Source organism: Pseudomonas sp. FW305-20 (genome assembly GCF_058788075.1).
The window spans coordinates 77,407-90,157 of sequence record NZ_JBYTAJ010000018.1; the positions used below are offsets into that span (position 1 = coordinate 77,407).

The 12,751-nt window shown below is 59.9% G+C and carries 10 protein-coding genes; 1 reads left to right on the forward strand and 9 read right to left on the reverse strand.

Annotated features, from left to right (window positions below; translation table 11 throughout):
- Positions 1-92: 92 nt before the first annotated feature.
- Entirely contained in the window at positions 93-446 is a 354-nt protein-coding gene (locus AC3WP4_RS17060; RefSeq protein ID WP_076029720.1) for a BON domain-containing protein, read from the forward strand.
- 195 nt (positions 447-641) lie between these two features.
- On the opposite strand, the gene AC3WP4_RS17065 is transcribed toward AC3WP4_RS17060, so the two are convergent.
- From AC3WP4_RS17065 to panB, 9 genes are all read right to left on the reverse strand, one after another.
- Positions 642-938 (reverse strand): DUF2845 domain-containing protein, encoded by a 297-nt coding sequence (locus tag AC3WP4_RS17065; protein ID WP_102616133.1) that lies wholly within the window; start codon positions 936-938, stop codon positions 642-644.
- Positions 938-3,889 carry a DUF748 domain-containing protein gene (locus tag AC3WP4_RS17070; protein ID WP_102616132.1) on the reverse strand — a complete coding sequence of 984 codons (2,952 nt, stop codon included), beginning with the start codon at positions 3,887-3,889 and terminating at the stop codon, positions 938-940. Before AC3WP4_RS17070 ends, AC3WP4_RS17065 begins: the two co-directional genes overlap by 1 nt.
- Positions 3,890-3,982: 93 nt before the next feature.
- Complete coding sequence (locus tag AC3WP4_RS17075) at positions 3,983-4,999, reverse strand: class I SAM-dependent rRNA methyltransferase (protein ID WP_102616141.1); 1,017 nt, start codon at positions 4,997-4,999, stop codon at positions 3,983-3,985.
- 241 nt (positions 5,000-5,240) lie between these two features.
- A complete protein-coding gene (locus AC3WP4_RS17080) occupies positions 5,241-6,110 on the reverse strand; it encodes an oxygenase MpaB family protein (RefSeq protein WP_102616509.1) in 870 nt (289 codons plus the stop codon).
- A gap of 65 nt (positions 6,111-6,175) precedes the next feature.
- A complete protein-coding gene (acs, locus tag AC3WP4_RS17085) occupies positions 6,176-8,113 on the reverse strand; it encodes an acetate--CoA ligase (protein WP_102616508.1) in 1,938 nt (645 codons plus the stop codon).
- Between the two features lie 233 nt (positions 8,114-8,346).
- Positions 8,347-10,011: a glucose-6-phosphate isomerase gene (pgi, locus tag AC3WP4_RS17090; protein ID WP_074870952.1), complete on the reverse strand. Its 1,665-nt coding sequence runs from the start codon at positions 10,009-10,011 to the stop codon at positions 8,347-8,349.
- Positions 10,012-10,241: 230 nt separating this feature from the next.
- Entirely contained in the window at positions 10,242-10,622 is a 381-nt protein-coding gene (gene panD, locus AC3WP4_RS17095; protein WP_008153310.1) for an aspartate 1-decarboxylase, read from the reverse strand.
- Between the two features lie 196 nt (positions 10,623-10,818).
- Complete coding sequence (panC, locus tag AC3WP4_RS17100) at positions 10,819-11,679, reverse strand: pantoate--beta-alanine ligase (RefSeq protein WP_074870949.1); 861 nt, start codon at positions 11,677-11,679, stop codon at positions 10,819-10,821.
- Positions 11,676-12,476, reverse strand: coding sequence for a 3-methyl-2-oxobutanoate hydroxymethyltransferase (panB, locus tag AC3WP4_RS17105; RefSeq protein WP_076029729.1), 801 nt, complete (start codon positions 12,474-12,476; stop codon positions 11,676-11,678). Before panB ends, panC begins: the two co-directional genes overlap by 4 nt.
- Positions 12,477-12,751 lie beyond the last annotated feature (275 nt).

Here is a 12,751-nt window from a genome sequence, read left to right on the forward strand (position 1 = left end):
TTGTTTCAAAGTTGGCACAGCGTTCGCACTATCTCCTGTAACCCTGCTGACAAGACACGCAGCAGACTTTATGAAAAACAGGAGTTACTCGTATGAAGAAGTTCGCTATCGCTGCCGCTACTGCTACCGCGCTGACCCTGACCATGGCCAACGTCGCATTTGCACAGACCCAGGCTACCCAGGCTCCAATGGTTCTGGCCGCTGGTGAAGTGACCGAAGTCAAGGAAGCTACTTCCGATACCTGGATCACTACCAAGGTCAAAGCAGACCTGGTGACTGAAAAAGGCATTCCTGGCACCGACATCAAAGTCGAAACCAACAAAGGCGTAGTGTCCCTGTCGTCCACCGTTGCGGTAACTGACGCTCAGAAAGCCACCGCTGTGGCAATCGCCAAGAAAATCAAAGGCGTTCAGGCAGTCTCTGCTGATGGCCTGAAATCCGAGTAAGGCAAGGCTTCTCGCCTGGACTGGGAGAAGGCGCGACAGACGGGCCGAGCAATACGTCTGCCGCCTCAGGAGAGTTCATGCGAAGGCCATAAGGATGTGGCCATTACAGGCCCCGGACATTCGTGTCAGGGGCCTGTTCTATTTGGGGCAGTGCAAAACCACATTAAATTGTGCCCACATGATGTTGTGGTGGATTCAGTTACCGCGCTTGCTGGTGATCTGCTTCAAACGATTACCTTCAAAACGCAGGTACTGATACATCCCGCCGTTGGGCCCGTAGGTCCATTCCTCCACTTGAAACTCTTCCCGGCGGTTGGCACTGCGCTTGTAGCCCAACAGATCACGGCTGACCGGTTCTCCGCATTTCTGCAGCACCTCGCTGGACCTGTCACCGACACTGACCAATTGACTGCCGCAACGCAGGGTGTCGGCTGCCGAAGCCTGCGCTGCGGCTATCGCCAGAGCCAGGCTGATCAGCCATTTCGCGCCCATCACTCGGCGTCCAGATGCAGCGGCGTAACCACCCGACCGTCACTTTCCGCTTCGCCCAGGTTAGCGTCGATGAAGTACACGCGGTCATCGGCCAGCTGACCCTTGTCGACCAGATAATCCTTGATGCTGCTGGCGCGTTCCTGGCCCAGCTGGCGCAAGAGAACGTCGCTGGAACTCCAGAACTTGATCACGCCTTCACGCATTTTTGCCGTGCGTTCTTCCTTGCCCAGATCCTTCCATTCTGCGGGCGGCTGCGTCTTCAGGCGCGTGCGGTAGATCCCTTCCAGCAGTGGACCTTTCTCGTTATCCGGTACCTGCAGCAATGAAGCCTGAGCCGGCACCTTGTCACCGCGGCGCTGGAGCATTTTGTAGTAGTTGTACTGGTATTCGCGTTCCAGACGTTGCTCGGCGATCAGCGGGCCATCGCTGCTGGCGGCCGCCGTGCCTTCGATTTCCAGGCGCAGTGCCGGGCGCTCCTTGAGAGCCTGGGACAGTTTGACCAGCGAATCTTCGGCGTCCTTGCTCAGGTCGCTTGAACCCGGCGCAAACGACACGGTGCCCAAATCTTCCGAACCGCCACCACTGACCAGCCCGCCAATCATTTTGAAGGGCGCTGCTGCGGCCTTCACGATCAGGTTGCGCAGGGTCTGCCAGATGATAGGCATGACACTGAATTGCGGGTTGTTCAGGTCGCCGCTCACTGGCAGCTCGATGGATATCTTGCCGTCGACATCCTTGAGCAAGGCAATCGCCAGCTTCAGCGGCAGGCTCACGGCGTCCGGGCTGTCGACCTTTTCACCCAGTTGCAGCTGCTCGACCACCACTTTGTTTTCAGCCAGGAGTCGGCCGTTGGTGATCTTGTAATGCAGGTCGAGATTGAGTCGGCCCTTGCGGATGCGGTAACCGGCGAACTTGCCGGAGTAGGGCGTGAGCGTGGTCAGTTCGACACGTTTGAAACTGGTGGCGATGTCGAGGCTGGCCATCGGGTCGAACGGGTTGACCGCGCCCTTGATGGTGACCGGCGCATAACGGTCGACCTTGCCTTTGATATCGACGCTGGCCGGTTTCGCCTGACGGCTGTCGATGGTGCCGATTTGCCCATTGAGCTGTTGAACGGCCGTGGCGAAATTCGGGGTCAGGCTGAAGTCGGCGAAGTTGGCCGAGCCGTCATTGATGGCAATGCCGCCAATGTGGATGCCCAGCGGCTTTTCCTTGCCGGCAGGTTTGGCAGCAGCCGTTTTGGCGCCGGAGTCCGGCGGTTGCGGAATCAGTAGATCGTCGACGTTTGTGGTGCGGTCATCGTTGATCATGAAGCGCACATAAGGCTGGAACAGGTTGACCTTGTCGATCGACAGGCTGTCGCCGTGCTGATAGTTCAGGCCTTCAAGCACCAATTGCTGCCACTTGAGGAAGTCGCGGGTTTTGAGGGTGTCGAGGGTATGCAGTTGATCGACCTGGGCACGGCCGGTGACGTTGAATGCCAGCGGCTCAGTGCTTTTGAGATCGACCGCCAGATCACTGCCGAGCATGCCGCTGCGCAGTTCCAGGCGAATGAACGGGTTGATATAGGACTGGGCGACGCGCAGGTCGATGTCCCTGGTTTGTACGTTTAACCTGGCGCTGACCGGGGCCAGATTGACGATACCGTCTGCCGTGATCTTGCCTTGCTTGCCCACGCCCGTATCGAGCTTGAGGTTAAAAGGCGAGCCATTGAGGCTGTCGAAATTCTGCAGGTCCAGGTTCAGCGGGCCGACGTCCAGCGCCACGGCGGGTTGCGCCTTGCGGTCCGCCAGATGCACCTGGTAATTGCGCAGTTGCACGTCCTTGAGCAGCACCTGCCATGGCTTGCTCGGTGGCGCCGGCTCGGGTTTCGGTGAATCGGCGGCGGCCGGGGCGCTGGCCGGTTCGGCCTTGGCTTTAACGGCGGCTTTGGACGGTTGGCTGGCGAACAGTTTCTGCCAATCGAGTTGCCCGTCCGCCTCGAGGGCGGCCCAGGTTTCCAGTTTCTGGCTGCGGATCTTGCCGACGACCACTTGTTGCTTGGCCAGGTCCACGGTGGTTTCACTGATGTCCAGACGCTCAAGCTTCGCCAGCGGGCGGCCGTCTGGTGCTTTGATCGCGAACGGCGCGATGCTGACGGCGACGTTGCTCAACAGCAGTTCGGTTTCCTTGGACAGGTTGAGTTTGTAGTCGGTGCTCAGGCTGAGAATGCCGTTTTCAAGCACCAGTGGCAGCGCGTCACGCACATAGGGCCAGAAGGATTTCATCTTGCCATCGGTGATTTTCAGCTTACCTTCGGAGGCGAGCGGGATCAGGCTGAAATTGCCGGTCCAGTCGATCTGTCCACCTCCCGGGCCGACGGCCATCAAGGTCATGTCGGCACTGTCTTCCGGCAGGGTGCTGAGGTTCTTCAACTCGAAATCGAGTTTGTCGTAGAGGAATTCGATCGGCTCGCTGGGCCGTGCGTCCTGGAAGTGCACATAGCCGCCGGCCAGTTTGATCCGCTCGATGCGCAATGGGAATGGCTTGGCGTCCGGGTCGGCCGGGGTTGGCTCGCTGACAGGGATTTTGAACAGGCCGAGCAAATTGAGTTTGCCGTCCTTGCCGAAGAGGATTTCGGTCTTGGGTTTGTCGATTTCGATATCGGACAGGTGCAGCGCCTTGGTCCAGAGGCTGTCGATCTGCAAATTGGCGTACAGGCGCTCGAAGCCGACCTGCTCCTTGCCCGGCTCGCCGATGATCAGGCCCCACAGGGTGACTTCCAGGCTGAACGGGTTGAGTTCGATCCGCTGGATCGTCGCGGGCGTCGTTGCGTAACTGGCCAATTGTTGATTGGCCACCCGTAACGCGATGCCCGGCAAAATCAGAAACCCCAGCAGGCTGTAGAGGGCTAGAGCGGTCAACAGAGCGCCGATAGCGCGGATCAATCCTTTGGGCATGTGTGGCTTCATCTGTCTGAATCGGAGTGCGTTGGAGTATGGCACGCGTTTCTGGTTCCGAAGCGATCCTGCTTTATAGGATTTGTCTGATTTTATGGCCGAATCTCAGAGCTGGAGGATCAGGGTTTTCAGTGGCGGCTGCTGATCCATTGACGGAAAATCGCCGCCCGGCTTCATCACTGTCCACTCGCGCACCGGCCGGCCGGCTTTCTCGGCACAACGCAAGACCTGCTCGCGCCAGTCGTCCATGCTGACCTTTGCCAGGTTGTTGCAGCAGATCAGCACGCCATTGTCGGCGGTGGTCAGCAGTGCGGGTTTCAGCAGGCTCTGATAGTCGCGCAGCAGGTCGACGGTGCCGAAAGCGCTCTTGGCCCAGGCTGGCGGGTCCAGCAGCACGAGGTCGTACTGACGCTGTTCCAGACGCTGATAGCTCGGCAGTTTTTGCCCGCGGCGCTGGCTGATCGGCAGGCCGGCCAACTGGCGGATGGCCGGGAAGTAGTCGGACTGGATGAAGTCCATGGTCGGCAACTGCGGGTTGAGCAGGCCGTTCTCACGGCCGACGGCCAGGTTGCCCTCAGCGAAATCGAGGTTGCAGACTTCGCTCGCGCCACCGGCCGCCGCACTCAGGCCGACGCCGCAGGTGTAGGCGAACAGGTTGAGCACGCTTTTGTTTTTGCTGTGCTGCTTGACCCAGCCACGCGTGTTGCGCAGGTCGAGGAACAGCAGCGGGTCCTGGCCGGCGTGGCGGCCGCGAACCCGGTAATTCAAGCCCCACTCGTGACCGATCAAGTCTTGCAGGGCAGCCTCGTCGGCGCGGTAGACGGTGTCTTCACGGTCGATGCGTGAGTTGCCCCGGGAGCGATCGTTGTAGACCAGCAGCGTTTCGAGGCCCAGGTGCTGATTGATGGTGTCGTGCAGTTGCAGCAGCGCATCCCGTTCCAGCGACTGGTGAAAACTTTGCACCAGCAATTGCGGGCCGTAGCGGTCGATCGTCAGGCCGCCGGCGCCTTCCTGGCTGCCGTGGAACAGGCGATAGCAATCGGTGCCTTGCTGATGCAGTTCGGTCAGCAGGTCCTGACGACGATCGAGGGCGGCGCGCAGCGCCTGATTCAAGGAAGACATGCTGTGCGCCTTGCAGGAGGGGAATTTGGCGCGGGAGTTTAACAGCATTGCACCTGTGGCGAGGGAGCTTGCTCCCGCTGGGCTGCGAAGCGGCCCCCATAATCTCAGTACTTGTCGAAGATTTTGCGAGCGCTTCGCACTGGTGCGCCAGCCCGGTCGGGCGGGAGCAAGCTCCCTCGCCACAGAAGGCTGACATTCAGCGTTTTGATCGTTCCCACGCGGAGCGTGGGAACGATCAAACCTACAACAATCCCATCCGTCGTTTGGCCCGTTGCACCGAACCGTTACGCACCGCCCAGCGCAGCATTGGCACGCTGCGATTGACGCTGGCGCGGATCAGCTTGCGTTGCAGCGGGCTCTGGCTGACGCCCAGCATGTCACTGGCCCAATCCGGCAGCAGGTCGATCCCGGCCTTCATCATCAAGCCGCCGAAAGGTCTGGCCAAACGGCTGGGGGACGGGGCGTTCAACAACAGCCGCAACACCTCTCGACTGCGCTCGTCGCACAACAGCTGTGGACGAATGCGCTCAAGGTAATCGGCAATTTCCTGCCGCGAACGGGGCACATCACGGGCGCCGAGCCGTTCGGCAACTATCGCGATCTCTGCGTAGTAACGGTCCTGATCAGACAGGGACAGGTTCGGATTGCGGTAACGCAGGTGCGCGGCGAGGAAGTTGCTGACTTCGGCCACGTGCACCCAAGTCAATAGATCGGGATCGCTGGCCGCGTAGGGCCGGCCATCCGGTGCGGTGCCGGTCACTTGCAGGTGGATGGTGCGGACTTTCTCGATCAGCCAGTCGGCATCCTTTCGCGAACCGAACGTGGTGCCGGAAATGAACTGCCCGGTACGACGCAGTCGGCCGATCATGTCTTCGCGGAAATTCGAATGGTCCCACACCCCGGCCAGGGCCAGTGGATGCAGGGCTTGCAGCATCAGGGCGCTGATGCCGCCGATCAGCATGCTGCTGAAGTCGCCATGCACTTGCCAGCTCACCGAATCGGGGCCGAACAGGCCGGGATCACCCTTGGGGTTTTCCAGGTCGAGCTTGCCCAGAGACAGACCGGTCAGGCTCATGACCTGGGTTTCGATGCGGGTTCGAATGAATTCCATGACGACTCAGTGGCGGAAAAGAAGGCGCGGCCATTAACGGCCGCGCAGGCTTTTGAAACAAGCCTTTATTGGTTCAGGCGTTTATCGACCAGCTCCTGGACCACGCTCGGGTCAGCCAAGGTCGAGGTGTCACCCAGGCTGTCCAGTTCGTTGCAGGCGATCTTGCGCAGAATGCGCCGCATGATCTTGCCCGAACGGGTTTTCGGCAAGGCCGGCGCCCACTGGATCAGGTCCGGTTTGGCGAAGCTGCCGATTTCCTCGCTGACGTGAGCCAGCAGTTGTTTCTTCAGTTCGTCACTGGGCTCGGTGCCGTTCATGGGGGTGACGAAGGCATAGATGCCCTGACCCTTGACGTCATGCGGGTAACCGACCACCGCCGCTTCGGCGATGCTGTCGTGCAGCACCAATGCGCTTTCCACTTCCGCGGTGCCGATGCGGTGCCCGGAGACGTTGATCACGTCGTCGATGCGCCCGGTGATCCAGTAATCGCCATCCTCATCGCGCCGGGCACCGTCGCCAGTGAAGTAGTAACCGGGGTAGGGCTTGAAGTAGGTGTCGACCATGCGTTGCGGGTCGCCGTAGACGCTGCGAATCTGCGCCGGCCAGCTGGATTTGATCGCCAGCACGCCGCTGCCGGCGCCTTTGATTTCCTTGCCCACTTCATCGAGCAACACCGGTTGCACGCCGAACATCGGTTGTGTGGCGCAACCGGGTTTGATCCGTTGAGCACTGACCAGCGGGCTGATCATGATGCCGCCGGTTTCGGTCTGCCACCAGGTATCGACGATCGGACAACGCTGTTCGCCGACGGCATTGAAGTACCACTCCCACGCTTCCGGGTTGATGGGCTCACCCACAGTGCCGAGTAATCTGAGGCTCGCGCGTGAAGTTTCCTTCAACGGTTCGGGGCCTTCACGCATCAGGGAGCGCAGGGCGGTCGGGGCGGTATAGAAAATGTTTACATGGTGCTTGTCGATCACCTGCCAGAAGCGCGAGCTGCTTGGGTAGCTCGGCACGCCTTCGAAGATCAGCGTGGTCGCGCCGTTGGCCAGCGGCCCGTAGACGATGTAGCTGTGGCCGGTGACCCAGCCGACATCGGCGGTACACCAGAAGACTTCGTCGTCGCGGTAGTCGAGCACGTACTTGAAGGTCATCGCCGCTTGTAGCAGATAGCCGCCAGTGGTGTGCAGCACGCCTTTGGGTTTGCCGGTGCTGCCGGAGGTGTAGAGGATGAACAGCGGGTCTTCGGCGCCCATCGGTTCCGGCGGGCAATCGTCGCTGACGTCACGCAGCGCCTGGTGATACCAGATGTCCCGGCCTTCGACCCAGTCCACTTCGCCCTGAGTTCGCTCGACCACGATCACGGTGCTGACGTTCGGGCAGTTTTGCAGCGCTTTGTCGACCTTCTGCTTGAGCGGCACGACTTTACCGCCGCGTACGCCTTCATCGGCGGTGATCACGGTGTGGCAGTCGGCATCGAGAATCCGGTCACGCACAGAGTCCGGAGAGAAACCACCGAACACCACCGAATGCACCGCGCCAATGCGCGTACAGGCGAGCATGGCGTAGGCGGCTTCGGGGATCATCGGCAGGTAGATGCACACGCGGTCGCCTTTTTTCACGCCACGGCTTTTGAGCACGTTGGCCAGGCGGCAGACGTGGTGATGAAGTTTTTTGTAGCTGATCTGGGTAGATTCGGCGGGATCGTCGCCTTCCCAGATGATCGCGGTTTGATCGCCGCGTTTTTCCAGATGACGGTCGATGCAGTTGTAACTGACATTCAACTTGCCGCCGGCAAACCAGCTCGCTTCACCGGTTTTCAGGTTATAGCGCTGGACGGTATCCCAGGGGGTGCTCCAGTCGAGAAAGCGTGTGGCTTGTTCGGCCCAGAAGGTGCTGGGGTGCTCGATGGATTGGCGATAGAGGCGCTTATAGTCGTCTTGACTCAGATTTGCAGCCCGGCGGACGGCATCGGCTTGGGGGAACGTGCTGATATCGAACATGACGGTTCCTTATTCTTGTTTTGCGACAAGTAATAAAGATGCGCCGAGTGGGGGAAGGGTTCAAGTCAGCTGCCGATCGGTTTGGAAGGGGACGGCTACAAAATTTGTGACTGCCGCAAACCAATGTGGGAGCGAGCCTGCTCGCGATAGCGGTCTGACATACAACTAATGTTGAATGTCATGCCCCATCGCGAGCAGGCTCGCTCCCACAAGTGCCGCCGAGTGGCGTCAGATCACCCGCGGTGACGACCGCGGAAGTAGTTGATCAAGCCTTGGGTCGAGGCATCGTCAGCCGGGGTTTCTTCGCTGCCGACCAGGCGGTTGTAAACGCCTTTGCCCAGCTCTTTACCCAGCTCCACGCCCCATTGGTCGAAGGCATTGATGCCCCAGATCACGCTTTGCACGAAGACTTTGTGTTCGTACATCGCCACCAAAGCGCCGAGACGACGCGGGCTGATGCGTTCGACCACCAGGGTATTGCTCGGACGGTTGCCCGGGATCACCTTGTGAGACGCGAGTTTCTGCACCTCTTCTTCGCTCATGCCTTTGTCGCGCAATTCGGCTTCGGCCTCGGCAAGGGTCTTGCCCAGCATCAGCGCCTGGCTTTGCGACAGGCAGTTGGCGTACAGCCACTGGTGGTGGTCGGACACCGGGTTGAAGCTGACGATCGGCACGATGAAGTCGGCCGGGATCAGTTGGGTGCCCTGGTGCAGCAACTGGTGATACGCGTGCTGACCGTTGCAACCCACGCCGCCCCAGATCACCGGACCGGTGTCGGTGGATACTGGGGTGCCGTCCTGGCGCACGCTCTTGCCGTTGGACTCCATGTCCAGCTGTTGCAAATGCTTGGTGATGTTACGCAGGTAGTGGTCGTACGGCAGGATCGCGTGGCTTTGCGCGCCCCAGAAGTTGCCGTACCACACACCGAGCAGCGCCAGCAGTACCGGCATGTTCTGTTCGAAAGGCGCGCTCTGGAAATGCTGGTCCATGGTGTAGGCACCGGACAGCAGTTCCTTGAAGTTCGACATGCCGATGGCCAGGGCAATCGGCAAACCGATGGCCGACCACAGCGAGTAACGGCCGCCAACCCAGTCCCACATCGGGAAGATGTTTTCTTCGCGAATCCCGAAGGCCACCGCCGCTGCATTGTTGCTGGAGACGGCGATGAAGTGACGGTACAGCTCGGCTTCCGAACCACCCTGAGCCAGGTACCAGGCGCGTGCGGCCTGGGCATTCTTCAAGGTTTCGAGGGTGTTGAAGGATTTCGACGAAACGATGAACAGCGTGGTTTCGGCACGCAGCTTCATGGTCAGTTCGTGGAACTCACTGCCGTCGATGTTCGCCAGGTAATGGCAGCGCACGCCTTTCTGGGCGTAGGACAGCAGCGCTTCGGAGACCAGCTCCGGGCCGAGGAACGAGCCACCGATGCCGATGTTCACCACGTCAGTGATCGGCTTCTCGGAGTAACCGCGCCACAAACCGTCGTGGATACGGCCCACGAGGTCGGTGATCTGGTTCAGGACCTTGTGCACTTCCGGCATCACGTTGACGCCGTTGACCTTCAGCTTGTCGCCGACCGGCCGGCGCAGGGCGGTGTGCAAGGCCGGACGACCTTCGGAGGAGTTGACGATTTCGCCTTCGAACAGCGCTTTGATCGCGCCCTGGAGGTCGACTTCGTTGGCCAGGCCCACCAGCAGATCGCGGGTCTGGGCGTTGATCAGGTTTTTCGAGTAATCGAGAAACAGACCGCAGCTGCTGAGGGTGAATTGGGTAAAGCGCTGCGGATCGGCATTAAAGGCTTCGCGCATGCTGAAATCCTGCATGGCTTGGCGGTGGTCATTCAGCGCTTGCCAGGCGGGCAGAGCGGTAACGTCTTGAGGGGTGCGGTAATACGCCATCGCTGCGGTTTTCCTTTTTACTTGAACGGCCTTTTGAACACTAAAAATACCGGAGCGCTGCGGGTGGGCGTCCGGTCAACTGCGTCGACACGATTTCATGACACAGGGCGAATACAGTAAACCTCGCGCTGCGATCTGTCTTGACTTTGTCTGACCCGTTCCCGGTACTTTTTTATACATCGAGCAGGGAACGGTCCGACAAACGGAAGGGGGGAGAGGCTAAGACCGGATCAGGCGACCTGAACCGGAATGGCATTGCTGGTGTGGCTTAGTTCATTACCCGGCGCCATGTAGAGCATGCGTGGCTTGAAGTTGAGCAGCTCGGCTTCGCTGTAGTGGGCGTAGGCGCAGATGATCACGCGGTCACCGACCTTGGCCTTGTGTGCGGCGGCACCGTTGACCGAGATCATGCGCGAGCCTTCTTCGCCACGAATCGCGTAGGTGGTGAAGCGTTCACCATTGTCGATGTTGTAGATCTGGATCTGTTCGTACTCACGGATGCCGGACAGGTCCAGCCATTCGCCGTCGATGGCGCAGGAACCTTCGTAATCGAGTACTGCGTGGGTGACTTCGGCGCGATGCAGCTTGGCTTTGAGCATGATGGCGTGCATGAGTGTTTCCCCAGGTCGGAATCGAACGGCGGGCATTGTGCCCAAAGGCTTGAGGGCCAGCAATACGGCGTGAGCACCCACACAGACCCAATGTGGGAGCGAGCCTGCTCGCGATGGCTTGCTCACAGGCAACCTCTCTGTCGACTGTGATATCGCTATCGCGAGCAGGCTCGCTCCCACAGTGGTTTTGTAGTGTTTATGCGGGCGCGTCGAGGTTCAGATGCAGGTTGTCGATCAACCGCGTAGTGCCCAGGAACGCCGCCACCAGAATCACCAGATCCCGATCCTGCGCAGTTGCCGGGCGCAAGGTCAGCGCATGCCGAATTTCCAGATAGTCAGGACGCAAACCTGCCGCTTCAAGCTGCTTGATCTGCGCATCGATCAACGCCGGGAAATCCCGTTCGCCCTGTTTGATCGCCTCGGCAATCTGGCTCAACCCGCGATACACAACCGGCGCAACGGCCCGCTGTTCTTCGCTGAGGAAACCATTGCGCGACGACAACGCCAGGCCGTCGGCTGCACGTACCGTCGGTTCGCCGATGATTTGGATCGGCATGTTCAGGTCATGCACCAGGGCACGGATCACCGCCAGTTGCTGGAAGTCTTTCTGGCCGAAGATCGCCAAGTCCGGCTGGACCATGTTGAACAGTTTGGTGACTACCGTTGCCACACCTTCGAAATGCCCAGGACGACTGGCTCCGCACAGACCTTCGGAGAGTTGCGGAACGCTGACGCGGGTCTGGCCGACCATGCCGTCGGGGTACATTTCTTCAACGGTTGGCGCGAACAGCAGGTGGCAACCGGCCTGGAGCAGTTTCTCCTGATCGGCCGCGAGGGTGCGCGGGTACTTGTCGAGGTCTTCGCCAGCGCCGAACTGCAACGGGTTGACGAAAATGCTCGCGACCACGAAATCCACCCGTTGGGTGGCTTTGGTCACCAGTGCCACATGACCGCTGTGCAGGTTGCCCATGGTCGGCACGAAGCCGATGCGCTTGCCTTCACTGCGGGCACGGGCCACGGCGGCCCGCAATTCGCGTACGGTTTTTACGGTGTTCATGCAGAGAATCCGTGTTCGATACCAGGGAAAGTCGCCGCTTTGACTTCAGTGACGTACGCACCAAGCGCCGCTTGAATGTTCTGTTGCCCGGCCATGAAGTTCTTCACGAACTTCGGCACGCGGCCCGTGATCGACAGGCCGAGCATGTCGTGCAGAACCAGCACCTGGCCGTCGGTGCCACTGCCGGCGCCGATGCCGATCACCGGGATACCCACCGCCTGGGTGATTTCCTCGGCCAGTTCACTCGGTACGCACTCGAGCAACAGCATGGCTGCACCCGCCTGTTCCAGAGCGATGGCATCGGCACGCATCTGCCGTGCCTGGTTTTCACTACGGCCCTGGACTTTGTAACCGCCCAGAATATTCACCGATTGCGGTGTCAGCCCCATGTGGGCGCACACCGGGATACCGCGTTCGGCCAGCAGACGGATCGAGTCCGCCAGCCACAGCGCACCTTCAACCTTGACCATGTGCGCACCCGCCTGCATCAACAGGGCACTGTTGGTCATGGTTTGTTCAAGGGTGGCGTAGGCCATGAAGGGCAGGTCGGCGAGGATCAACGCATCGGTGTTACCGCGTTTGACGGACGCCACGTGGTAAGCCATTTCAGCGGTGGTGACCGGCAGGGTGCTGTCGTGACCTTGCAAAACCATGCCGAGGGAGTCGCCCACCAGCAGCACTTCGACGCCAGCCTCATTGCAGGCGTGGGCGAAGGTCGCGTCATAGCAGGTCAGCATGGTGATCTTTTCACCTTTTTGCTTGAGACCTTGCAGAGTGGTCAGGGTGATGGCTGGCATGAAAAGTTCCTCATTCAGGCGCTGTGGAAACTACTGCGAGTAACGCGCGTGATTCTTCGTTAAATACAGGCGCACGGTCTGTTGTCGTGCTTTTAAGGCCTGGATTGCGCCCTTCAACGCCGTGTTGGCGGCAGCGGGACGCCTATAGTCGTGAGGAGAACTCGGGAAGTCAATTGCGTGTGTTACCGCATTGTTACGCGTGGGGTGTTACCGGGGTAACTGATGCGATTCAGCAACTCCAGATCTTGTGTTCGACACAAAACCAATGTGGGAGC